A 24,246-nucleotide genomic window follows, 5' to 3' on the forward strand; every position below is an offset into this window, starting at 1 on the left:
ATTTAGCCAACTCGCTGCTTTTATTGCCGTAAGGGGGAGTTACTGCTGGCCCAATGCTAGCAGGCTTACCAACTCACCCTTCTTTCCATGCGCATTCTTCCCTACACCCTGCTCACCGCCGCCGTACTTTTAGGCGGGTGCAACGACTTGAAAAAGTCGGACGAAAAAAACACCCTCGGCGAAGCCACGGCCGACACGGCCGTAGTAGCCCGCACCGGTGCTACCGCGGGTGATGTAGCCGCTAACGCGGCCAATGCAGTTGATAGCGCAGCCAGCAAAACCGGTGCCGCCATCAGCAATACTTTCGACATGACCAAGGCCAAGCTGGCCGACGTAAAGCTGCCCGAGGTGAACCTGAGCGGCATTACGGTGCGTGGCGATGCTGACTACCAGGTATATGGCGTAGATGAGCAAGTGCTGTTCGATACTGACAAGACCACCATCAAGCCCACCGCCGCCGCCGCTCTGAAGCAAATCAGCGAATCCATCACCAAGCGCTATGCTGGTAAAGACGTGCGCGTACTGGGTTTTGCCGACTCGCGCGGCGACAAGAGCTACAACCGCGACCTGAGCAAGCAGCGCGCCGAGGCCGTTAAAAACTACCTCATCACTACCGACAAACTGCCCGCCGACCACCTCAGCACTGAGGCTTTCGGTGAGGAAATGCCCACTGCCACCAACGCTACCGCCGCCGGCCGCAAAGAAAACCGCCGCGTAGAAATTGCCGTTCGCGTCAAATAGACCGCAGATTCAAACGGATTTAACGGATTTCGCAGATACGGGGCTGCGCCCCTGACTATCTGGGCTTTCGGTTGCCGGTTTTGCCGGGCTTCCTCGGCCTCGGGTTATGCTTTTCGTTAATTGAAGCAAAAGAGCCGGCTACCTCATAAGGTAGCCGGCTCTTTTGCTTTACTGCTAACGTAGCCCAAAAAAGGCCCCTGCGTAGTCAGGGACGCAGCCCCGTATCTGCGAAATCCGTTAAATCCGTTTGAATCTGCGGTCTATTTGTACGCGTCTACCTCGGCGCGCATCATGGCGTTGAAGCGTGAGCCGTTGTTGGCGAGTGTTACCAGGTTCCAGCCCCGGCCGATGGCGTAGCTCCAGGTGCGGCTATCCTTGAATTCGAAGGTGGGGCGCAAAATCTGGCCGTAGGGCGTGTAGTTGTCCATAAAATTGGTGGTGTAGAACTTGTCGCCGCTCACAATCCACTCCATCGCCACGTAAAAGCCCTCCTCGGGGGCCACCAAGTTGTAGGGCGACAGGTCAACCGTGAACCACTCGCCGCCGCGGGCCGCCGACACAATTACGCTCTCCGTGAGCATATCCTCGTTGGGGGCGTTGTAGTTGCCGTTGGCCCGGTAGATGCGCACCCGAAACGGCTCGCGCGGGAAGCCATTCTCGCCAATAAAGAATGATACCGTGCGAATAATACCGAGTTTCTTTGCCTTCTCGTTTTTGCACATAAACGCGTATTGGCTGCCCGGCATGCCCTGAATCATGCCCGCGCCCGGCGAGTTGGAATGGGCACCCAACATGGTGGGCTTCAGGCCTTTGGTTACTACGTCCACGTTGGCCAGCGCAATGGCCTGCCTGGGCAGCTGCAGAATAACTTCCTCCATGTTGGTGCCCCGCTTCACAAACAGCGCCGTGCGCTTGTAGCCCAGCGCCATCACAATAATAGAGTCTTCGGTCACCTTAGTAGGCATGGCCAGTTGGAAGTAGCCGTACTCGTTGGTGAGGGCCCCGGTTTGCTCTTCGCGCAGGTTGATGGACGCAAAAGGGATGGGGTCCTGCGTTTTTTCGTCCACCACGCGGCCCGTAATGCGGCCTTCCTGCTGCGCCCAACCCAGCGCCGGCAGTAGGCTGCCCATAATTAGTAAGAATAGTAAACGCTTAATCATAACAGAAAAAAGAAAATGAACAAGGACCTAGCCCACAAATTTAATCGTTGCCGGGCGCATGTCAGGTAGCTTTAAGATAAAAATTTCAAGCAAATTGATGCAAAAAGTTCCACATGTAGCCCCTTTTCGGCTAGTGGTTATTGAACTAGTATTATTCCGCTAACTTGCTGTATGTAACAGAGGTCAAAACCGTCTCCACATGCACCCACTGGTTTTCCTCAGTAGCGCTGGCACAAGCTATGGCCACTGGGCGGGGCCGGTGCCTTAGCTACCCCGGCCCCGCCCGTAGCTCAAGTCGCTTCGCTCGGGGAGCTGAAGCGTGGCTGCGAAACCTGGTACTTGATTTGGAATTAAACTGCTTAAGGGCCAATGCGTTAGCTTATTCAGTAACGTGAATTGGCTAACGCATTGGCCCTCAGGTAGTTTGTGGCACCTGGTTGCTTACTTAATCATATCTACCTCGGCCTTAATCATGGCGTTGTAGTGCTGGCCGGCGGCGGTGGCCATCGTGAGCAGCGTCCAGCCCTTGGCAATGCTGTATGTCCAGGTGCGGCTTTCTTTGAACTCGAAAGTGGGGCGCATAATCTGGCCGTAGGGCGTGTAGCTGTCGTCCATAAAGTTGGTATTGAAGAACTTATCGCCACTCACAATCCACTCCATGGCCACGAAGAAGCCTTCCTCGGGGGCCGTTACGTTGTAGGGCGTCAGGTCCACTGTGTACCACTGGCCGCCCTTGGGGGCCGATACCACCACGTTGTCGGTGAGGATGTCGGTATTGGGCGAGCTGTAGTTGCCGTCGGGCTTGTACAGCCGCACCCGGAACGGCTCGCGCGGGAAGCCGTTTTCGCCGATGTAGAACGACACCGAGCGGATGTTGCCGAGGCGTTTGTTCTTGTCATTCTTCACAAAGAAGGCGTACTGGCCGCCGGGCTGGCCTTGCAGCAGGCCCTCGCCGGGGCGGTTGCCATTGGCCCCCAACTCCAGGTTTTTCACTTTGCCGCCCTTCACGGTTACGGTGCCCAGCGCAATTGCGCGGCGGCTCACTTCGAGTACCATATTGGCAATGGGCTTGCCGCGCTGCACGGCAATGGCCAGGTGCTCGTAGCCCAGCGCCATCACAATAAGCGAGTCGGTTTCGTTTTTCAGCGGCCCGGGCAGCTGAAAAACCCCAAACTCGTTGCTCAGTGCGCCCGTCTGGTCTTCTTTCAGGCTGAGGGAGGTGAAGGGCAGCGGCTCTTTCGTGGCCTTGTCGATGATTTTACCCGCCAGCATCGCGGGAGCCGCCGGAGTGGTTGTCTGCGCCTGGGCATTTCCGCCGACGGCACACACGAATAGTGCAAAATAAAATAAACGTTTAAACATTTGTTGGTAGAAAAAGGCGTAGTTAGTGCAAAACTAAGGGTGAAAAAGCAAGTATTAATACAGCCGCGCCAGGCTAATTGCGGCGGCCCCAAATACGTAGCCCGCAATTGGTTCAGATTGCACATTTGTGGGCTGAAAAATGCCGAAAATATCCCGGTTTTGTGGCCCCGCCAACCAAACGGCCGTATCTTTGTTTGAATTCAATCTAAATAACTAAACCCGTTCCGCTCGTGGCTCTTTTTCGTCGTTCCGCCGCCGTGGCTGCTCCGCAGTCGGCACCTGCCCGCCGCACCGCCAACGACCTGCGCCACGGTGAAACCGCCACCGTGTGCTGCCTCAAAGACCCGGAAATGGCTCTCAAACTACTCGAAATGGGCTGTATCCCCGGCACGCAGGTGCGCCTCGCCGGCCGCGCCCCCCTCGGCGACCCGCTGATGCTGGTGCTCGGCGATGAGGAATATACGCTATCGCTGCGCGTGAGCGAGGCACTTACTATCCAGTTAAAAGATTAATTATCAAGCTTATGGCGGGTGCTATCCAGCAGGACGAGCGGCCGACTTTGCCGCAACCCGGCACCGGGAGCGCCGTGCCCCCGGCTGGCCGCCTGCCCCGCCTGGCCCTCATCGGCAACCCCAATTCGGGCAAAACCTCGCTCTTCAACCAGCTCACGGGCCTCAACCAGAAGGTCGGCAATTTTCCGGGCGTCACGGTGGACCGCAAAACGGGCATTGCCCAGCTTGGGGGCCAGCGCCGGGCTGAGGTAGTGGACCTGCCCGGCACCTACTCGCTCTACCCCAAAAGCCTCGACGAGCGCGTAATCGCCGACCTGCTCTATAACCCGCTCTCAGCCGACTATCCCGATTTTGTGGTGGTGACCGTGGACGCCAGCAACCTGCGCCGCAGCCTGCTGCTGTTTTCGCAGCTCGCCGACCTAGGCCTGCCCGCCATCCTGGCCCTGAACATGACCGACGTGGCCGCCGACCGCGGCATTCAGCTCGACACGGTGGCGCTGGAGCGCGAGTTGGGCGTGCCCGTGGTGCCCATGAATGCCCGCAAGGGCGTGGGCCTGGCCGCCCTCCGCATCCTGATGGCCGACCGCTTGGCCGCCGCGCCGCCCGCCGGCCGCTTTTGGCAGCCCACCGCCGAGTTGCAACCGCTGCTTGCCAGCATTCGGCAGCACTTTGAACTGCCCAACGACTACCTGGCGCTGCACTACGCGCACCAGTTTCGGCAGCTCCACTTTTTGAGCGAGGCCGACCGCGAGTATCTGGCGCAACTCACTGCGCAATATCAATTTGACTCGACGGCCCAGCAGGCGGCCGAAACCGTGGGCCGCTACGCCCACATCAACGAGCTGCTGCTGGAGGTGGTGACCGTGACGCGCACCGAGCGCCGCGAGCCGGCCTCCAACCGCATTGACAAAGTGCTGACGCACCGTGTGTTTGGCTACGCTATTTTTCTGGCCATTCTGTTTCTGCTGTTTCAGGCCATTTTTGCCTGGGCGCAGTACCCAATGGATTTGATTGACCAGGGCATTTCGGCGCTGAGCGGGGCCATTCAGGCGCGCTTTAGCGGGCCGCTGGTGCGCCTGCTCACCGAGGGTATCATTGCTGGCCTGGGCGGCGTGCTCATCTTCATTCCGCAGATTGCCTTGCTCTTCGCCTTTTTGGCAGTGCTGGAAGAAACGGGCTACATGGCCCGCGTTACCTTCCTCATGGACAAGCTGATGCGGCCTTTTGGCCTCAGTGGTAAAAGCGTGGTGCCGCTCATTTCTGGGCTGGCCTGCGCGGTGCCGGCCATCATGGGCGCGCGCACCATCGAGAGCTGGAAGGACCGGATGCTCACCATTTTTGTGACGCCGCTGATGTCGTGCTCGGCGCGTATTCCGGTGTACACGGTGCTGGTGGCGCTGGTGGTGCCCGATGCCAGCTGGCTGGGCATTTTCAACATGCGCGGGCTGGTGCTCATGGGCCTTTACCTGCTGGGCCTGGGCTCGGCGCTGCTCTCGGCCTTGGTGCTGAAGGCGGTGCTCAAGGCCCGCGAGCGTAGCTACTTCATCATGGAATTCCCGGTGTACCGCTGGCCGCGCTGGAAAAACGTGGGCCTCACCATTGTGGAGAAGGTGAAGGCCTTCGTGACGCAGGCGGGCAAGGTTATTATTGCTATCTCGGTGCTGCTGTGGGTGTTAGCCAGCTACGGCCCCGGCCAGCGCCAGGCCCAGGCCGAAGCCCAGGTGCAGCAGCAAGCCACCGCCCAGCGCTGGCCCGCTGCCGAAACCGAGCGCCGCGTGGCCTCGGCCCGCCTCGAAACCTCCTACGCCGGCACCTTCGGCCACGTTATCGAGCCGGTTATCCGCCCGCTGGGCTTCGATTGGAAAATTGGCATCGCGCTGCTCACGTCCTTCGCGGCCCGCGAGGTATTTGTGGGCACTATGAGCACCATTTACAGCGTGGGCCAGGACGCCGACCTCGGCACGGTGCAGCAGAAGCTGGCCAGCGAGAAAGATGCGCAGGGCCGCCCGTTTTTTACGCCGGTGCGGGCGCTGTCGCTACTCGTGTTCTACGTATTTGCCATGCAGTGTATGAGCACGCTGGCCGTGACCTACCGCGAAACCAAAAGCTGGCGCTGGCCCTTGGGCCAGCTCGTGTACATGACCGGCCTGGCCTACGCCGCCTCGCTGTTCGTGTGGCAAGTATTTTCCTGAGTTTAAGAATCGTTGTCATTGCGAGCGCAACGCAGTGGAGCGTGGCAATCTTTCCTTGTCGCTTGCTTTCAATGGATTAGTAACCCGGCCGTGCAGGAAAGATTGCCGCGCTCCACTGCGTTGCGCCCGCAATGACAACCGATTTCTAAACTCTAAATCCTTTTATGACAACCTACGAAACCCTGCTCCGCCTCGCCTTCCGCACGCCTGATGACCAGGCTACTTACCTCACGCCGGCCACGCTGGGCGTGCACGCCGGCTTTGAGCGGGCCACGGCGCGCGAGCAGCCCTTCCGCTTCGAGCAGTGGCGGCTGGGCGTGGCGACCATCCTGCTGCGCCTACTGGCCGACCTGGGCGAGCACGAGGAGGCCCGCCGCGCCGCCGCTGTGCTACACCGTGCCCTCAACACGGCCCAGTCGCCGGCCGATATCGACAAGCAGATTCACAAGGAAAACAAGCTCTTCGAGCAGATTTATACCAACCTCTACGTCAACGATGAAGGGGAGGCGCTGCTCGACCTCTTCGCCCGCACCCTCGATGCCGACGCGCCCGACCTGCTGGCCCAGATAGAATACGAGGCCGTGGACCTCGCCCGCGAGCTGGACCTTGAGGCTCGCAACGAAGACGACCACGACGAATAAAAAAAGGCCGCCCCGGTAATCGGGGCGGCCTTTTTTATGACGAATTCAACGTGGGCTAGTAGCCGGCGTTCTGCGTCAGCAGCGAGTTGTTATTGATTTCGCGCTGCGGAATGGGCAGAATAAAGCGCTGGTCGCTAGCCAGTACGGCGGGTACGAAGGGTGTAGCGGGCGTATCGGCCGTAGCAGGTCTGGCGGGTACGGCGGCAATCACGATACCGTTGGTGCGCCGCAGGTCGTGGATGCGGAAGCCTTCGAAAGCAAGCTCCAACTGACGCTCGCGCAAGATGTCGTTGACGCTAGCGGTAGTGAGCGCCGACGCGCCCGAGCGGGCCCGTACCAAGTTCACGTCCCGGGTGGCGGTGGCGAAGTTGCCGGCCCGGGCATCCCCCTCAGCCCGGATGAGGTACATCTCGGCCAGGCGAATAACGGGGATGTTCTGGCCGTAGGTGCGCCACTTCAGCGTGCGCAGGCGGCCCGAACGGTTGTTGCCGTCGCTGAGGTAAATCAGCTTTTTGGTGGTAATGGCCGATAGGGAGTCAGTGCCGCGCACGTCGCTGTCCCCATACAAGTTAGAAAAAGCGGGGAGTACGCGCACGTCACCGCGGCCGTAGAGTACGGTTTGGTCGCCGTTGGGGCTGTAGCCGGCGAAGTAGGTGGCCAAGCCGTCGTTGCTGGTGCCGGCGTTGTTTTGGTCGTTTTGCTGAATCTCAAACAGGCTCTCGGCGCTGTTGCGGTTGGCAAACACGGCGGCTACCGAGCCCACCAGCGTCGCGCCGCTGTTCGCGATTACGTCGTTGGCTGCGGTGCGGGCGGCGGCGTAGTTGCCCTGCTGCAAGTACACGCGGGCCAGCATGGCCTCGGCCGAGTACTTGGAAGCGCGCGAGATGTTCTGGGCCGGCAGCTTGGCAATAGCGTTCTGCAAGTCCTTGATAACCTGCGCATACACTTCCTGCACGGTGCTGCGGGCCAGCTTGGTGTCGGCCTGCTCAGTGGTGGTTACGGGCACTAGGTTGATGGGCACGCCGGGCTGGGCGTTGGCCCCGCCGGCCTGGTACTGCTGGGCGTAGAGGCGCACCAGCTCGAAGTACATAGCGCCCCGAATAAACGAAACCTCGCCCTCATACTGGCTTTTCTGGCCGGGGTCGGTTACGACATCCAGGTTGGCGAGCACCAGGTTGCACTGGGTAATGGCCGCGTAGGCCTGTGTCCAGATGCCTTCGGCGTTTGAGAGTGTAGCAATCTGGGTGTGCGCCCGAATCTGGCGGTAGTTCTGAAACGAGCCGTCCCAGTTGAGGTAGCCATCGCCGCCCAGCAGCTCGGGCACCAGCACCAAGTCGGTGCCGTAGAGGCGGGGGTTGTCGAGGCGGGCATAGGCGCCTACCACGCCGGCCGCTACTTTCTGCGACGTGTTGTAGGCGGTGGCGGCGTCGATGCTTTGCAGGGGCGCAATGTCCAGCGCGTCTTTGCAGCCCGCCAGGCTCAGGCCCAATGCCAGCGCGCAGGCTGGCCAAATAAATTTATTTTTCATATCGCGTAGTAAGTCAACTGATTAAAAGCCCAGGTTCACGCCCAGCAGGAAGGTTTTGGCCAGCGGCGGGGTGTAGAAGTCGTGACCTAGCAGGTAGTTGGCCGTGCCCAAGCCGTAGGTGCTCACCTCGGGGTCGTAGCCAGTGTAGCTGGTGAAGGTGGCCAGATTCTGGGCCGTGAGGTACACGCGCACGGTTTGGAGGTAGCCTTTTTTCACGAGGTCGCCGGGCAGGTTGTAGCCCAGCGTCACGTTCTTGATGCGGAAGAATGAGCCGTCCTGAATCCAGCGCGACGACGTGTTGGTGCCGTTGCTTTCCAGGTAGCGGGCCTGGGGCACGTCGGTAACGTCGCCAGCTTTTTGCCAGCGGTTGAGCTGGTCAACGGTCTGGTTATCAAAGTAATCAGCATTGGCCGACTGGTACACGCCGGCCGCGTTGTAGATGTCGTTGCCGTAGGTGAACTGGCCCAGCGCGCTCAGGTCGAAGCCTTTGTAGCTGAAGTTGGTGTTCACGCCGCCCGTGTACTTGGGGTTGGGGTTGCCCACCTTCTGGATGGGGGCCGCCGCGTAGCTATTAGTCTTCGAACCGTCGGCGTTGTAGTAGAGCGCATCGCCATTTGCGGCATCTACGCCCGCGTAGCGCTTGGCGTAGAACACGCCCAGCGGCTGGTCCTGCATCACGCGGCTGAGGGTGTTGCCGGTGGGGATAATCGGCTGCGGCAGGTTGGTGATGAGGTTGCGGTTGAACGAGATGTTGCCACCGATGCTCCACTTAAAGTCACCGTCGAAGATGCGCGCGTTCAGCGCAATTTCGAGGCCTTTGTTGCGCAGCGCGCCCACGTTTTCGGTGATGGTGGTGTAGCCGCTGGTGAGCGGCAGCTGGCGGTTGAGCAGCAGGCCAGTGGTGTTTTTCTGGTACACGTCCACCTCACCCGAAATGCGGTTGTTGAGGAAGCCGAACTCCACGCCCAAATCCACTTGCTTGGTCGTTTCCCAGCTCAGGTTAGGGTTGCCGATGTTGGCATCGGGGGCAATGCCCGACTGGTCGGCGTAGGGCAGGGCCGACACGAAGCGGCGCGAGTTGAAGTTGCCGATTTCGCCGTTGCCGGTTACGCCGTAGCTGGCGCGCACCTTCAGCAGGTTAAGGGTAGTGTTGCCCTTCAGGAAGCTTTCCTCCGAAATGAGGTAGCCCACCGAGCCAGCCCCGAAGGTGCCGTAGCGGTTGTTGGCCCCGAAGCGCGACGAGCCATCGCGCCGCACGCTACCCGACACCAGGTACTTGCCCTGGAAGTTGTAGTTGAGGCGGGCGAAGTAGGAGAGGAACGAGTAGCCCGTGCCAAACGACGAGTTGCCGCCGGTTTTGATGGCCGCGCTGGCAATGCGGGTAAACTCGGTGGTGGGGAATCCCCGGCCCTCGGCGCTCGTTATCTTGGTGTCGGAGCGCTGGTACGACTCGCCCACCAGCACATCGAAGTGGTGGTCGTCGGTGAGGTCGTAGTTGTATGTCGCCGTGTTGGTATTGGTGTAGTTAACCGTCTGGGTTTGGGCGTTGAAGGCGTAGCCGGTAGCGCCGCCGTCCTGGGTGCCCGCGCCACGCACCAGGTCCTCGTTGAGGTTGAGGAAGTCGCCCCCGATTTCCGAGCGCAGCGTCAGGCCCTTCACGGGCGTCACGTTGAGGTAGCCCGAGGTAAACGAGCGGTACGTGCCCGCCCGGTTCGAGCCCAGCTCTTGGTCAATCAGGTTGTTGTAGTAGATGGTTGCGGCATTTAGCAGCCCGGTAGTGGGGTCAAACTGCGGCTGAATCGGCGTGAGCGCGTTGAGCTGTAAGGGGTTAGAGAACGCATTGTCGCCCGCCACCCGCTCGTTCACGGTGCGCGCCAGCGAGCTGTTCAGCCCCACGCGAATCTTATCGGTGATGCTGTGGTCGAGGTTGAGGCGCAGGCTACCGCGCCGAAAGCGGTTGCCCACGATAATGCCCTTCTGGTCATTAAAGGTGCCGCTCAAAAAGAAGCGCGTTTTGGCATCGCCGCCCGCGGCGCTAAAATCGTACTGCGCCACGTTGGCCGCGTTACTGCCAAAAAGCTTGTACTTGCCATTGTTGCGGAACGCCAGCCGGTCCCAGGGTGTGTTGTAGGTTGAGTTGTAATCGAGGCCACCTTCCTGCGCAAAGGCTTCCGTGAGGTCGGCGTAGCCGTTTTGCGGGTCGATGTAGCCCGCGTTGGTAATCGACTCGGCCAGTAGCGTTTTGTACTGGTCGGCGTTCAAAAACTGCCGGAAGCGGGTGGGGGCGCTGGTGCCGTAGTAGTAGCCGGCCGTTATCTTGGTTTGGCCCTGCTTGCCTTTGCGGGTCGTAATGAGTACCACGCCATTCGAGGCCCGCGAGCCGTAGATGGCCGTAGACGAGGCATCCTTCAGAATGCTGATGCTCTCGATGTCGTTGGGGTTGAGGTCGGCCAGCGGGTTGAGCGGCTCATCACCGGCCGACGACTGGTCCTGAAACGTAATCGGCACGCCGTCAATTATATACAGCGGGCGGTTGGATGCCGTTACCGACGACGTGCCGCGCACCTGAATGTTGATGCCCTGGCCCAGCTTGCCGCTGCCCTGGTTGATAACCACGCCCGGCGTGCGGCCCTGGATGGACTGCTCGAAGCTGGTAACCGGTTGGTTCTGAATACTGTTACCTGAAATCTGGGTTACCGCACCGGTTAGGTCAGCCTTGGTTTGGGTGCCGTAGCCCACTACCACGGCCTCGTCGAGGGTGGTGGCACTGGTGGCCAGCGTCACGTTTACGCTGCTGCGGCTGCCCACTGCCACATTCTGCGTGGTGAAGCCAATGGAGCTGATAATGAGCGTGGCCTGCGGCTTTACCGACAGCGAGAAGTTGCCGTCGGCCCCGCTGCTTACGCCGTTGGTGGTGCCGCGCTCCACTACCGTGGCTCCCGGAATGGCATTGCCGTCGGCCCCCACCACGCGGCCGCTGACCACCTGGGTCTGCGCCAGCGCCGGCAGGGCCGCCACCACCATCATTGGTATTAAAATATTTCTCATAGGGTAAGGAAAAGGTTAAAAGAAGTGGTGGTGGAAAGCGCAGCTAAAAAATGACAATTGCCATTGATAGGCAAAATAGCCAGCCGCAAATAAAGCGCACATTAAGCAAATGACCTTCAAAATCGGATGCTTTGCTCGAAAAACAGCATTCCTTCATGTATTGAGGGGCTGAATAATGCTGTTTAATGGGTAAAAAAACGGTTTTCAGATATGACCCCCTCACCTGGCAGAAGTCAGGAAAACGCCAGTCAGCCCTACTGTGGCTTTGCCGCCCGGTCAAAAAAAGAGGCTTCCAACGTGCGTTGGAAGCCTCTTCTAATTGCGTAGTCTTACTTGTGAGCACCAGTTTAGTAGCCGGCGTTCTGCACTAGTAGTGGGTTGGCGTTGGTTTCGCGGAATGGAATGGGAAAGACCAGGCGGCTGGCATTCCAAGCGATGGCGGTGCCGGTGAGTGGGTCGGTGGTGCTTTGCTGGTTGCGCTTGAGGTCGCCGAGGCGGAAGCCCTCAAAAGCTAATTCCAGGCGGCGCTCCTTCAGGATGATGGGCAGCGTAACGGCCGTCAGGGCTGGCAGGGCCGCCCGGGCGCGCACCGTGTTCACGTCGGCCAGCGGAGTGGCACCCACCGTAGTGCCGGCCCGGAAGTTGGCCTCGGCGCGGGTGAGCAGCACCTCATCGAGGCGCAGCATTTTTACGTTGCCATACTGGGCGTCGTACTTGCGGGTGAAGGAGGCCGTAGTGGCCGTAGCCGCCGTGTAGAGCGTGGCGCGGCTATCGCCGGTTTCGAACAGGCTCGTGAATTGCGGCAGCACGTTGACGTCGGCGCGGCGGTTGCGGGCGTAGAAGGTATTGAGCTGATTAGTACCGCTTTGAGCGGTTATCTGAATGGCGAAAATATCCTCCGTTGTGTTGGCTACCAGCGCGCTGGTGGTGTTGGCAGTCAGGTTGTAGCCAAAGTTGTCGCCATAGTAGCCGTTGAGCCGAAACGAGCCCGCCGTGGCCCGGTTGGCCGCGGCGGCGGCATTGGTAAAGTCGCCCTGCTGCAAATACACCCGCGCCAGCAGCGCCGCGCAGGCGTAGCGCGTGGCCGAAAACGTGTTGAAGCCGCCGCTTGTGGTGAGGCGCGCCTCGGCCGCGGTAAGGTCGGTGACGACCTGGGCGTAAACTTCGGCCACCGAGTTGCGCGGCTGGGGCACGGCATCGGCAATGGTGTTGGTGGGCGTGAGGACCAGCGGCACGCCGGGGTTGCTGGCGGGCGTGCCATCGTTCCAGGCCCGGCCAAACATGCGCACCAGGTCAAAATACACCAGCGAGCGAATGAACTTCGCCTCGCCCTCGGCGCTGGCCTGCTGGGCCGGCGTGGTAAGCTTGGTGAGGTTGGCCAGTACGCCGTTGGTGCGGTTGATGACGTCGTAGGCGCTCAGCCAGGTGGCACTCACCTGGCTGTTGGTGATGAGTAGGGTTTTGCGCTGGGCCTCCTGGGGCTGCGTAAACGTGCCCACGAAGCTCTCGTCGCCGTTGTCGGCCAGCAGGTCGGTCATCATTTGCAGGTAGCCGCCGTAGAGGTTGCCGCTTTGCAGGCCCGCGTAGCAGCTCACCAGCGCCGCCTGCACGTCGCTGGCATTGTTGAAGGCATTGGCCGAGTCGATGAAGGTCACGGGCTGCACGTCGAGCTTGCTGTTGCAGCCGGGCAGCAGGCCGGTGGCCAGCAGCGCGGCGGCCAAAAGGCCGGGTACTATCTTTTTCATATCGTTACTAAAGGCTAAGAGGGGAGGGAAGGAGCGGGCCGCGGGCCTAAAAACCAAGGTTGAGGCCAATGGTGTAGGTGCGGGCCTGGGGCGCCGTGTAGAAGCTGATGCCCTGGCTGATGTTGCTCGAAGTGGCCCCGCCGCCAGTGGTATAATCGGCGCTTACTTCGGGGTCCCAGCCAGTGTACTTGGTGAACGTGAGTAAGTTATAGCCCTGCACAAATACGCGGGCCGATTGCAGAAACGCGCGTTTGGCCAGGGTGCCGGGCAGGTTGTAGCCCAGCAGTACCGAGCGCAGGCGGCCGTAGTCGCCGTTTTGCACAAAGCGCGACGACTGGCCGGTGCCGTTGCCACCGACATAAATGGCCTTGGGCACGTTGGTGATGTCGCCCGGCTTCTGCCAGCGGTTGAGCTGGTCGCGCGTCTGGTTGTCGTAGCCATTGTTGAAGCCCACCGAGAAGAACGGTGCGGCTCCGTCGTAAATCTGGTTGCCAAACACGCCCACCAGCGTGGCCGTCAGGTCGAAGCCCTTGAACGAAAGCGTGTTGGTGATGCCGCCCGTCCAGGTCGGGTTGGGGTTGCCGATGGGCACGTTGGCCGCTGAGTTGATATTGGTCGTCGTGCCCCGGTTGAGGGTGCCGTCGGCGTTGGCCGTATTCAGGTAGTAGAGCGCGTTGCCATTGGCGGGGTCTACGCCCGCGTACTCGGGGCCCACAAACACGCCCAGCGGCTGCCCGGCCTGGGCCCGGTTGAGGAAGCTACCCAGAATGTCGGGGCCGGCCAGGTCAATGATTTTGTTCTTATTGAGGGCCGCGTTCACGCTGGTCGTCCAGGTAAAGGCGCCCACCAGGTTGCGCGTGGTCAGCGTCAGCTCGATACCCTGGTTGCGCAGGCTGCCCACGTTGGCGTTGTAGGTCGAGAAGCCCGAGGTGCCGGGCACCGGCTGGGCCAGCAGCAAGCCGGTCGTGTTTTTGCGGTAGATGTCGACCTCGCCGCTGATGCGGTTGTCAAACAAGCCGTATTCCAGGCCCGCGTCGTACTGCACCGTCGATTCCCAGTTCAGGAAGTCGTTGCCCAGCTGGGAAGGCCGCTGGCCGGGGGTGCCCACGTAGCCCGCGCCGCTGCCCGTGTAGAGGCCGCGCGAGGCAAAGTTGCCGAAGTTGTTGTTGCCGGTTTTGCCGATGCTGGCCCGCAGCTTGAGCAGGCTCAGGGTGCGGTTATTCTTCAAAAAGCTTTCTTCCGAAATTACCCAGCCCACCGAGCCGGCCGGAAACAGGCCGAAGCGCCGCTCTACGCCGAAGCGCGACGAGCCGTCGAGGCGGGCGCTGGCCCCCAGCAGGTACTTGCCCGCAAAGGCGTAGGAAGCCCGCCCGAAGTACGACACCAGTGTGTTGCCGGTGGTGTACGAGGTGCCGGCCGTGATTTGCGAGGCGTTGTCGATGGTGCGGTACGAATCGGAGGCAAACTGGGTGCCCGTCACGCTGTTGCCGCTGATGTTGGCCGCCTCGTAGCTCGTGCCCAGGGTAAAATCTAGGGCGTGGTTTTCGCCCAGCGTGTTGCGGTAAGCGAAGTAGTTGTTAACCACCACTTTCGTGTTGTTGGTAGCCGCATTGAGGCCGAAGCCGTTGGTATTGCCCGTGTTGCGCGATGTCACGCGGCCCAGGTACTGCTCCTCGGTTTGGGAGATGACATCGGTGCCCAGCTCCGAGCGGAAAAGCAGCCCCTTGGCCAGCTGCGCCTGCGCATACACGTTGCCGAGCAGCCGGTACACCGTGGCCACGTACGAGCCGCCCTGAATGCTGAGCAGCGGGTTGTAGTAGAACGGAAACGCATTGGTACCGTTGTTAGGCAGGCCCGTGGCGGGGTCGAGTGCGCCGCTCAGCTGGCCCGAGCGCGGGTCGATGAGGGGCGTAATGGGGGCCAGCGCCACAATCTGCATGGGGGTGCTGAAGGCGTTGTCGTTGGGCACGCGGTTGTTGACCGAGCGCGAGGCCGTCAGGTTCAGGCCAAACGAGAGCCAGCTGTTGGCCTGGTGGTCAATGTTGAAGCGCGAGGCAATGCGCTCGTACTGGTTGCTGACGATGATGCCCTTCTGCTTGCTGTACTGGCCCGAGAGAAAGAACCGGGTTTTGTCGGTGCCACCGCTCGTGTTGAAGTCATACTGCTGAAAGCCGGCGCGTTGCAGCACCTGGTCCTGCCAGTTGGTGTCGTAGGTGAGCGGGTCGGCCGCGCCGCCGGCGTAGCCGCTGAGGCGGGCCGCAATGTTGGCCGGCACCGCAACCGCCCCGCCCCGGTTCACCAGCGACTCGGTGAGCAGCGTCACGTACTCCTGGCTGTTGAGAAACTCGCGCTTGTGCGTCGGCTCGCTGTAGCCGCCCTGAATGTTGAAATTGAAGCGCGTGCCGCCCGCTTTGCCGCGCTTGGTGGTGATGAGTACCACCCCGTTGCTGGCCCGCGAGCCGTAGATGGCCGAGGCGGCCGCGTCTTTCAGTACGCTAATGCTCTCAATATCATTGGGGTTGATATCGGCAATAGGGTTGGTTGCGGCCGTGGTCGACGATAGGTTGTCGGCGGCTATTGGCACGCCATCTACCACGTACAGCGGCTGCGTGCCGCCGCTCACGCTCGATACTCCACGCACCCGTACCCGGATGCCCTGGCCCAGCTTGCCGCTGCCCGTTTCAATAAACACGCCCGCCGCCTTGCCCTGAATGGACTGCTCCAGTGACTGCACCGGCTGGTTGCCCACGTCTTTGCTGCCCAGCTGCGCCACTGAGCCCGTAAGCTCGGCCTTGGTTTGGGTGCCGTAGCCCACTACCACGGCTTCGTCTAGGTTGGTAGCATCGGCGGCCAGCGTGATGGTTAGGGTGTTGCGGCCGCCTAGGGCTACCGTTTGAGTAGCGTAGCCTACCGAGCTGATAATCAGCGTAGCACTAGGTTGCGCAGCCAGCGTAAAGCTGCCATCGGCGTTGCTACTTACGCCGTTGGTGGTGCCGCGCTCAACTACCGTGGCCCCCGGCACCGGGCTGCCATCGGCGGCCAGCACCCGGCCGCTCACGGCCTGCGTTTGGGCTAGTGCCGGCAAGGCAGCCAGCACGAGCAATGGAGTAAAAATGTTCCTCATACAGTAACTGGTAGAAAGGTTGGTGAAGCGAAGCGGTAAGAAGAGAAGTAAGGGTGGGTATAAGGAGGGGTTGCAAATAAAAGGGCATAATCGGAGAAAAATATCATTAGTTGAGGAAATTGCCTAAAAAATTCACCTAATTTACAGGAAAAATAAGTTATTTATGCTCAGCACACCCTTGTCATAAAGGGTAAGATTTAAAAAGCCATACTTTGTCTACTTAGGGCTGCTGGTTATTAGGTAAGCCTAGTAGTTACGTGCCAGCACTACCGGCCGCCCCGTACCTTTGCCGCCACGCATGAAGCCAACCATTCACTACCTTACCACGGCGGCCCAGGTGGCCGACGCGGCCGCCCACTTCGCCACCCTGCCGCGCATCGGCATCGACCTGGAATTTGATGACAACCGCTACCGCTACGGGCGGCATGTGGCACTCATTCAGGTATTTGATGGCACTGAAGTCTACCTCATCGACCCGCTACCGCTGGAGCCTGAGATGGCCGCCGGTCTGGAGCCCCTGTTTGCCGTGCTGCGCGACCCCGCCGTGGCCAAGGTGTTTCACTCCTGCAAGTCGGACATCCTGCTGCTCGACGAGCTGTTTGGCGTCACCTGCCGCACCATCGTAGACACCAGCGTGCAGTTCACGCTGCTGGCCCTGGAGGATAATAATATTTCGCTGGGTCGCCTCATTCAGAGTGAGTTAGGCTTTGAAGTGGATAAGGGCGAGCAGAAGTCGAACTGGCTGAAGCGCCCCCTCACCGAAGCCCAGAAGGAGTACGCCGCCAACGACGTGCTCTACCTGTTTGAGCTCACCGACCGCCTCACCGTGCGCCTGCAAGAGCAGGGCCGCGCCCAGTGGGCGCAGGAAGAAAACCACGCCCTCGAAGCCGTGCGCTACGGCCGCGACGAGCTGCGCCCGCACCTGCGCCTGGCCGGCAAGTTTCGCATTGGCCCGGCTGAGCTACCGCTTTTCCGAGAGCTGTACGCGTTGCGCGACCGCCTGGCGCGGCAGCTCGACCGCCCCAGCTACATGGTACTCAGCAACGACCGGCTGGCCGAAATCACGCACCAGCCCATTGGCACGCCCAACGAGCTGCGCGCCGCCGGCGGCCTGCACCCCGAGCTGAGGCGCGCCCCCTACGCCGACGAGCTGCTGGCCCTGGCCACCGCCGACCTCGCCCCCGATGGCCCCTTACCTCCCGACCAGCGCCGGCCCACGCCCTTCAAGCGCCGCTTCGGCGGCCCCATTGCTGCCAAGGCCGAAGCCCGCGAGCTGCTGCTCACCACCCTCAAAAACCACCTGGCCGCCGACTACAACCCCACGCTGGCCAATACCGTGCTCAGCAACCGCCTCATCGGCGACGTGGTGGAGCAGGGTAGCCTGGCTGCCCTGCGCCCCTGGCAGCGCCAGCTGCTGGGCGAAACCGCCAGCCAGCACAGCCTAACTATCGGGGAGTTGGAAACGCCGCTGCAAGGCTAGGGCGCAAGGTTACGCAAAGTAAAAAGAGGTTTCGTCAGGTTGTGTCGGTAATGATACACCTTGCGAAACCTCTTTTTACCTTGCGTAACCTTGCGCTTATGAAGCTGCTTTCGTTGCTGCTAATCCTACTGGTCCTGCCCGCGCTGGCCCAGGAAAGCCCGCTGTTGCGCGGCCGCGTGCTCGATGCCGCCACTCACCAGCCCATCCCGAATGCCCAGGTCGGCATCGGCGATAACCGGCTGGGCACCAACACCAACCTCGATGGCCGCTTTGCGCTGCGGGTGCCGGCTGCCTACCAGGCCAGCGCGCTGCAAGTGGCGCTGCTGGGCTACCAAAAGTTCAGCCGGCCGCTGCCGCCGCTGCCGGGCCCCGAGCTGGTTATTGAGCTGAAAATCAGCCCGGCCAGCTTGAGCAATGTGAGCGTCACGGCGTCGGCCGAGGGTATTATCCGGGAGGCGGTGGCGCGCATTCCGCGCAACTACCCAGTGCAGCCGGTGCAGCTCACCGGCTTCTACCGCGAGTCGGACGACGAGGCTGCCGGTCGGCGCTACGACTACCTGGCCGAGGGCCAGCTGCGCGTGACCAAGCCCGGCTACCAGCACCCCCGCGACCTCGGCTACGTGCAGGTGCTGGAGGCGCGCCGGGTTGACCTGCGGCCCGCGCAGCCGGGCGCGGTGCTGGCGCCCATCGATTGGGTGGCCGGCGCGTTAGTGCCGCAGCGCTTTGATTTTGTGCACACTAGGGCCGAGTTTATCAACCCGGCCCGCTTCAAGGAGTATCAGTATCGCCTCAGTCCCCAAACCACGTTTCAGGGGCGGGCGGTGTATGTCATCACTTTCGCGCCCCGGCCGGGCACTGAGCGGGCCAGTTTTGCAGGCGAGGTGTACATTGACGAGCGCAGCTACGCGTTTTTGGGGGCGCGGTGGCACCGCACGCCGGCCGGCATCCGGCGAGAGCGGGTGCTGGTTTTTGAGGCTGCTGAGCGGGCATATCGTGCCGATTATCAGCTCTATGCGGGCCGGTATTACTTGAAAAGTATTTGGTATAACACCCTGGGCCGGCCGCTGGCGGGGCATGTGCGCCACCACCTGGCCGAGTTCGTGACTACGGCCATCGACACGGCGCAGGTTCCGCCGCCCAGCTACCAGGCGCGCAGCCAGTTTGCCGACGTTTTTTTGCAAAGCCCGGTGGCGTATGATTCCGCGTTTTGGCAGCGCACTACCACGCTGCTGCCCCCGCAGGCGCTGCTCGACCAGGCCCGCCAGCACGCCGCCGATACGCTGCTGCGCCGGCCGGTGGCCGTGGCCCTGGCCGCTACGCCAGCTCCCAAAAAGTGGCGGCCGCTTCAGCATTTGCGGTATGCTTACACCGGCGGTGTGCTGGCACTAGCGGCCGAAGAGGCCAATTTGCGGGCGGTACTGGTTCCCGGTAGTAGTGCGTTGCGGGCTGATGTTCAGGTCACTACTAGTAATCAGCAAGTAGCCGCGCACTATGGCTTCGGCATCCAGCTCGACCTGCCGGCGCACCTGGCCGCCTACGCCACCACGCGCCAGCTGCTGGGGCCGCTGGCTGGTGCGGGCTGGGAAGCGGGCCTGGGCTACGCCCGCAACCTGCGCCCGCCCGGCCGACCGCTGCTGGCCCGCGTGGGTCTGAGCTACCTGCGCCAAACCACTGGCCGCCGCCTGGGCACCGTGGCTAACCCCAACGCCAGCCTGCGCTTGGCCGGCACCCCGCTGGCCGCCGACCAGCTCACGCTCTCGCTCCAACGCGTAACCAGCGCGCTGCTGCCCAAGCTGGGGCTGGGCTTGGAAATCAGCCACCATTGGGAAGCTGTGGCCGACCTAGGCTATTTGCTTTTGTTGAATAATCATAATCAACTACTTATTGAAGAAAACCGCGGCTTCTTTAGCTTCAATCAGCACGCGGCCGAGCTGGCCCTGCCTGCCGCCGAAGCGCAGGTATTTGTGAATGGCCAGCCCGCAGCGGCGGGCCCCTGGCAGCCAGGGCATTTGCTGCTGAGCGTGGGCGTGCTGTACCGGCTGGGGCAGTAGGTACGGCGCGGGCCAGCCGGCTGGCGTTAATTTTGACGAAGCGCCGCCGGTTGGTAGCTGCGCTTTTACCCAGTCAATGACCGAACCCTTTATAGCCTTACCCGCGCCCCTGGGCCCCAAGCGCCGCCGCTGGGGCTGGTGGGTGGCTAGTGGGCTTATAATCTTATTGTTAGCAGGCGTAGGCTTGGCCTGGCATCTGCTGTACCGGGCCAACGTGCCAGCCGCCGTGGATGGCCCCGCCTACCTCTACATCCGGCGTGGGGTGGGGCTCAATGCCGTGCTCGACTCGCTAGCCCGGCCCGGCCAGCTGAGCCGCCCCGCCACCTTTGCCCGCGTGGCGGGCTGGTGCGGCTACGGCACGCCCGCCCGCCCGGTGCAGCCCGGCCGCTACACGCTGCCCGCGGGCCTGGGTAACCTGGCCTTGGTGCAGCTGCTGGCCAGCGGCCGGCAAGACACGCTGGCCTTCACGCTCAAGCCCGTAAATTACTTGCCGCAGCTGCCGCGCCAGGCCGGCCGCCAGCTCAACCTGGATACCGCTCAGCTGCATAAGTTATTGATTAGCAATGCCTATTTGGTGGGCCGCTACGGCCTCGACACGGCCACTATTGGCACGCTGTTTATCCCCGGCACGCTGCGGCTGTTCTGGCCCACGCCGGCGCCGGTTTTCCTCGATTCCGTGGCGGCGCGGCACCGCCGCTTCTGGACGCCCCGCCGCCTGGCCGAAGCCGACTCGCTGGGGATGAGCAAGGTGCAGGTGGCCGTGCTAGCCAGCATTGTGCAGCGCGAAACGGCCCAGCCCACCGACAAGCCTATAATCGCCGGTGTGTACCTCAATCGCCTGCGTCGCGGCCAGCCCCTGCAAGCCGACCCCACGCTGCTGTGGCCCCTGCACGGCCTGGGTACCCGCAAGCGCGTGCTGAACGTGGACAAAAAAGTGGATTCGCCCTACAACACCTACCGCCACAAGGGCCTGCCGCCCGGCCCCATCACCACGCCCTACCCGCAGGCCCTCGATGCGGTGCTGCGCCCCGCCCACCACAATTACGTGTTCTTCTGCGCCCGCCCCGATGGCAGCGGCTTCTCCGATTTTGCCGTCACCTTTGCCGAGCATAAGCTCAACGCCCGCCGCTTTCAGCACCATTTGGATAGCCTGAAAATCAAGCGGTAACTACCAATTTTTAATAGAGTTTGCGCAGAGAACGCCTGTCATTGCGAGCTTGCGAAGCAATCACACCCGAACGATTTCGTGCTGATGCGATTGCTTCGCAGGCTCGCAATGACAGATGAATTTTTAACCATTCGCCTCTTAAACTGAAAAATGCGTCTCGTTATTCAGCGCGTCCGCGAAGCCTCCGTCACCGTCGAGGGCACCATTATCGGCCAGATTGGCCCCGGCTTGCTGGTGCTGGCCGGCTGCGCCCCCACCGACAACGAAGCCGCCCTCACCTGGATGGCCCGCAAGCTGGTGGGCCTGCGCATCTTCAACGACGACCACGGCCAAATGAACCGCAGCGTGCGCGATGCATCGGGCGAAGTGCTGGTAGTGAGTCAGTTCACGCTGCTGGCCGATGCCCGCAAGGGCAACCGCCCCAGCTACATTGGGGCCGCGCCGCCCGCCGTGGCCAAGCCGCTCTACGAGCGCTTTGTGGCGCTGGTAACCCAGGAATTGGGCCTGCCCGTACCCACCGGCATCTTCGGGGCCGACATGCAGGTACGCCTGCTCAACGACGGCCCGGTTACCATTGTACTCGACTCACCCACCCCAGCTAACTAATTGACTACGATGACAATTGAACAAGCCCAAGCCACGGTAGATGAGTGGATTAACACCACTGGCGTGCGCTATTTCAGCGAGCTCACCAACATGGCTATGCTCACCGAGGAAGTGGGGGAGGTGGCGCGCCTCATTGCCCGGCAGTACGGCGAGCAGTCATTCAAGGAGTCAGACAAAGGCCGCGAGCTAGGCGACGAGCTGGCCGATGTGCTGTTCGTGGTCATTTGCCTGGCCAACCAAACCGGCGTGAACCTCACCGAGGCCCTGGCCCGCAACTTGGCCAAGAAAACCCAGCGCGACGCCACCCGCCACCGCGACAACCCCAAGCTAAAGGGCTTGTAGGGTAAGCTTTAGCTTGCCGATAGCGGAACGAATGGTCACGCATCTAGTTAAATAACAAAGCTTTACAAACTATTATGTCAGCAAGCTAAAGCATGCTCTACACCCATACTATTACCCTAGTGAACCCGCAGTTAGCCAAACTCTTCACCATTGCCGCGCAGCCCAGCCGCCGCATTATCGGCCTGATGTCGGGTACCTCCCTCGATGGCCTCGATGTGGCGCTGTGCCACTGCACCGGCCACGGCGCTACGCTGCAAGTAGCTTTGGAACAGTTTGTTACGGTGCCGTATGAGGCGGATTTTCGGGCGCGGCTGCGGGCGCTGAGCCAGCCTACCATTCGGCTGGAAGACTTAGTGCTGCTTAACGCCGAGCTAGCCCGCTACCACGCGCAGCTGGTGCTTAACTGCCTGGATGATTGGCAAATAGCTGCCAGTGAAGTAGATGTATTGGCCAGCCACGGCCAGACCATCTGGCACGCGCCGCGCCACCAGCACGGGCGGGCCGACTTCCCGCACCACGCCACGCTGCAAATCGGCGATGGCGACCACCTGGCCCGGTTCACGGGCATTGTCACGCTCTCCGATTTTCGGCAGAAGCACGTGGCCGCCGGCTACGAGGGCGCGCCGCTGGCCCCATTTGCCGACGAGTTATTATTTCGCAAGCCCGGCGTTAACAGGTTGCTGCTCAACCTGGGCGGTATCGCTAATTTCACGCTGCTGCCCGCCGATGGTGGCCCCATCCAGGCTACCGACACCGGCCCCGCCAATACTCTGCTCGATGCCGTGGTGCGCCAGCACTACCCCGGCCGCGCCTACGACGCCGGCGGTCAGCTTGCTGCCCAGGGCCAGCCGCACGCGGGCCTATTAGCCGCGCTGCGCAGCCACCCATTCTTTGCCGCGCCTTTTCCCAAAACCACCGGCCCTGAGTTGTTCTCCCCAGTATATCTAACAGAAAATCAACAAGCTACGGGTACAAAAAGCCTGCCCGCGCCCGACGTGCTGGCCACGCTCATCGAACTCACGGCCGGCGCGGTAGCCCAGGCGGCGCGCCACTACCTCGGCCCTCAGCCGGCCGCTGAAGTGCTCGTGAGCGGCGGCGGTGCGCACAACGCCAAGCTGCTGGCGGCCCTGGCCCACCACCTGCCCGCTGCCCACCTGGGTAGCACCGCCGCCGCTGGCGTGCCGCCCGATGCCAAGGAAGCCGTGCTGTTCGCGGTGCTGGCCAATGAAACGCTGGCGGGCAACCCGGCCCTCAGCCTGGGCAAAATCTCGTTACCTGGCTGATTCACTCGAAATTTCGTAGGTGCACCGCAGATGACCTTTCTACTACGCTATTGCTTGCCCGCGGCCAGCTTGTTGGCCCTGGCCAGCGCGCCCGCCCTGGCCCAAAATACCCGCTTGGTTGACCAAAACTCGCTGGCCTGGTTCACCTACAACGGCGACCATAAAGTGGCGGAGAAGTGGGCAATCCACACCGAAGCCCAGGTGCGCCGCGTGCATTTCGGGGCCGACCCGCAGCAGCTATTGCTGCGCCTGGGCGGCATCTATAAGCTGCAAAAGGATGTGAAATTTGGCGGTGGCTACACCAATTTCACCACCTACACCTACGGCGAACACCCCTCGGCCAAGCTGGGCGAGCCCACGCCCGAGCACCGCATTTACGAAGACGTGACGCTGAGCGCCGACTACGGCCGCCTGCACCTGGCGCACCGCCTGCGCCTCGACCAGCGCTGGCTGGGGCAGCTGGACCCCGCCCAGCCCACCCGCGTGGAAAGCTGGCAGTACCAGAACCGCATTCGCTACCAGCTGGCCGGTGAGGTGCCGCTGCAAGGCCCCACCATCGATGACCGCGAGTGGTATTTCACGTTTTTCGATGAGCTGTTCATCGGCTTCGGGCCGAATGTGAACCAGAACGTGTACAACCAGAATCGGATTTCGGGCGGCCTGGGCTACCAGTTTACCGAAGCCTTTCAGCTGGAGCTTAATTACCTGAACCAGTGGACGCTGCAAGGCAGCCTCGACGCCGCTACGAGCCGGCAGGTGTTTGAAAACAACAACGGCTTCCGGCTCAACGTGGTCTACGGCTTCGACTTCACCAAGAATAAGAACAAGTAGTGCGCTATGGCCGCCGGCGCAGCCCAAAGCCCAGCACGGCCCGCGCCGCGGTATCGCGAAACGTGACTTCCAGCAGCACCGGTGGCGGCCGCCGCGCCGAGTCGCTGGCAAACGAGAACCGGCAAAACCACTGGTTGCCGCCCCGGCCGGTGCCCAGCCGCGCCCCAATCTGGTATAGCTCCACGGCCACGCCGCGCACCTGGCCGGCTTGCCACAGTGGCTGCGCTGCCACCTTAAAAGCTGCCAGTGGCACGGCGGCCCGCACCTCGGGGGCCAGCCGGCGGTAGGCGGCGGGGTACTCGGCCCGCAGCACCTCCAGCAAAAACCGCCGCGCCACCTGCGCCTGAGTAGGGCGCGGCTGACGCGGCGGATGAGTTGGCGGCCCAGCGGCGGCCAGGCCGGCCGCTACCACGAGCAGGAGAAAAAGGAAGC

Annotated in this window: 18 protein-coding genes; 11 read left to right on the forward strand and 7 right to left on the reverse strand. The window is 61.8% G+C overall.

The window, feature by feature from the left end; genetic code table 11:
- Positions 1 to 87: 87 nt before the first annotated feature.
- Complete coding sequence (locus tag ACYVGC_RS12155; RefSeq protein WP_460584098.1) at positions 88 to 741, forward strand: OmpA family protein; 654 nt, start codon at positions 88 to 90, stop codon at positions 739 to 741.
- Positions 742 to 1,001: 260 nt separating this feature from the next.
- Here ACYVGC_RS12155 and ACYVGC_RS12160 read toward each other — a convergent pair whose 3' ends face one another.
- Both ACYVGC_RS12160 and ACYVGC_RS12165 read right to left on the reverse strand, forming a co-directional pair.
- On the reverse strand, positions 1,002 to 1,901 hold the full coding sequence (locus ACYVGC_RS12160) for a peptidase associated/transthyretin-like domain-containing protein (RefSeq protein ID WP_460584099.1): 900 nt from the start codon (positions 1,899 to 1,901) through the stop codon (positions 1,002 to 1,004).
- Between the two features lie 441 nt (positions 1,902 to 2,342).
- Positions 2,343 to 3,230 (reverse strand): carboxypeptidase-like regulatory domain-containing protein, encoded by an 888-nt coding sequence (locus ACYVGC_RS12165; RefSeq protein WP_460584100.1) that lies wholly within the window; start codon positions 3,228 to 3,230, stop codon positions 2,343 to 2,345.
- 263 nt (positions 3,231 to 3,493) lie between these two features.
- Here ACYVGC_RS12165 and ACYVGC_RS12170 point away from each other — a divergent pair, with 263 nt between their 5' ends.
- The 3 genes from ACYVGC_RS12170 to ACYVGC_RS12180 all read left to right on the forward strand — a co-directional run bounded on the left by ACYVGC_RS12170 (position 3,494) and on the right by ACYVGC_RS12180 (position 6,608).
- Positions 3,494 to 3,775, forward strand: a complete 282-nt coding sequence (locus tag ACYVGC_RS12170) for a FeoA family protein (protein WP_460584101.1) — start codon at positions 3,494 to 3,496, stop codon at positions 3,773 to 3,775.
- Positions 3,776 to 3,786: 11 nt separating this feature from the next.
- The gene (gene feoB / locus ACYVGC_RS12175) at positions 3,787 to 5,967 is read left to right on the forward strand and encodes a ferrous iron transporter B (protein WP_460584102.1); all 2,181 of its coding nucleotides are present in this window, start codon (positions 3,787 to 3,789) and stop codon (positions 5,965 to 5,967) included.
- A 164-nt stretch (positions 5,968 to 6,131) separates the two neighbouring features.
- Positions 6,132 to 6,608, forward strand: coding sequence for a hypothetical protein (locus ACYVGC_RS12180; RefSeq protein WP_460584103.1), 477 nt, complete (start codon positions 6,132 to 6,134; stop codon positions 6,606 to 6,608).
- A gap of 55 nt (positions 6,609 to 6,663) precedes the next feature.
- Here the strand turns inward: ACYVGC_RS12180 and ACYVGC_RS12185 are convergent, their stop codons facing one another.
- From ACYVGC_RS12185 to ACYVGC_RS12200, 4 genes are all read right to left on the reverse strand, one after another.
- A complete protein-coding gene (locus ACYVGC_RS12185; protein ID WP_460584104.1) occupies positions 6,664 to 8,136 on the reverse strand; it encodes a RagB/SusD family nutrient uptake outer membrane protein in 1,473 nt (490 codons plus the stop codon).
- 21 nt (positions 8,137 to 8,157) lie between these two features.
- Positions 8,158 to 11,184: a SusC/RagA family TonB-linked outer membrane protein gene (locus ACYVGC_RS12190; RefSeq protein WP_460584105.1), complete on the reverse strand. Its 3,027-nt coding sequence runs from the start codon at positions 11,182 to 11,184 to the stop codon at positions 8,158 to 8,160.
- A gap of 347 nt (positions 11,185 to 11,531) precedes the next feature.
- A complete protein-coding gene (locus ACYVGC_RS12195) occupies positions 11,532 to 12,929 on the reverse strand; it encodes a RagB/SusD family nutrient uptake outer membrane protein (protein WP_460584106.1) in 1,398 nt (465 codons plus the stop codon).
- A gap of 46 nt (positions 12,930 to 12,975) precedes the next feature.
- Positions 12,976 to 16,053 carry a SusC/RagA family TonB-linked outer membrane protein gene (locus ACYVGC_RS12200; RefSeq protein ID WP_460584107.1) on the reverse strand — a complete coding sequence of 1,026 codons (3,078 nt, stop codon included), beginning with the start codon at positions 16,051 to 16,053 and terminating at the stop codon, positions 12,976 to 12,978.
- A 298-nt stretch (positions 16,054 to 16,351) separates the two neighbouring features.
- Between ACYVGC_RS12200 and ACYVGC_RS12205 the strand changes: the two genes are divergently transcribed.
- The 7 genes from ACYVGC_RS12205 (at position 16,352) to ACYVGC_RS12235 (ending at position 23,814) form a co-directional block, all read left to right on the forward strand.
- On the forward strand, positions 16,352 to 17,533 hold the full coding sequence (locus ACYVGC_RS12205) for a ribonuclease D (RefSeq protein ID WP_460584108.1): 1,182 nt from the start codon (positions 16,352 to 16,354) through the stop codon (positions 17,531 to 17,533).
- Positions 17,534 to 17,631: 98 nt separating this feature from the next.
- Positions 17,632 to 19,584, forward strand: coding sequence for a peptidase associated/transthyretin-like domain-containing protein (locus ACYVGC_RS12210; protein WP_460584109.1), 1,953 nt, complete (start codon positions 17,632 to 17,634; stop codon positions 19,582 to 19,584).
- Between the two features lie 76 nt (positions 19,585 to 19,660).
- The gene (mltG, locus tag ACYVGC_RS12215; protein ID WP_460584110.1) at positions 19,661 to 20,752 is read left to right on the forward strand and encodes an endolytic transglycosylase MltG; all 1,092 of its coding nucleotides are present in this window, start codon (positions 19,661 to 19,663) and stop codon (positions 20,750 to 20,752) included.
- Positions 20,753 to 20,902: 150 nt separating this feature from the next.
- Entirely contained in the window at positions 20,903 to 21,358 is a 456-nt protein-coding gene (gene dtd, locus ACYVGC_RS12220) for a D-aminoacyl-tRNA deacylase (RefSeq protein WP_460584111.1), read from the forward strand.
- A 9-nt stretch (positions 21,359 to 21,367) separates the two neighbouring features.
- The gene (locus tag ACYVGC_RS12225; RefSeq protein ID WP_460584112.1) at positions 21,368 to 21,700 is read left to right on the forward strand and encodes a nucleotide pyrophosphohydrolase; all 333 of its coding nucleotides are present in this window, start codon (positions 21,368 to 21,370) and stop codon (positions 21,698 to 21,700) included.
- A 92-nt stretch (positions 21,701 to 21,792) separates the two neighbouring features.
- Positions 21,793 to 22,983, forward strand: a complete 1,191-nt coding sequence (locus ACYVGC_RS12230) for an anhydro-N-acetylmuramic acid kinase (protein WP_460584113.1) — start codon at positions 21,793 to 21,795, stop codon at positions 22,981 to 22,983.
- Positions 22,984 to 23,013: 30 nt separating this feature from the next.
- Positions 23,014 to 23,814, forward strand: coding sequence for a DUF2490 domain-containing protein (locus ACYVGC_RS12235; protein ID WP_460584114.1), 801 nt, complete (start codon positions 23,014 to 23,016; stop codon positions 23,812 to 23,814).
- A 4-nt stretch (positions 23,815 to 23,818) separates the two neighbouring features.
- Here ACYVGC_RS12235 and ACYVGC_RS12240 read toward each other — a convergent pair whose 3' ends face one another.
- On the reverse strand, positions 23,819 to 24,226 hold the full coding sequence (locus ACYVGC_RS12240; RefSeq protein ID WP_460584115.1) for a hypothetical protein: 408 nt from the start codon (positions 24,224 to 24,226) through the stop codon (positions 23,819 to 23,821).
- Positions 24,227 to 24,246: the final 20 nt, after the last annotated feature.

Source organism: Hymenobacter arcticus (assembly GCF_054779975.1).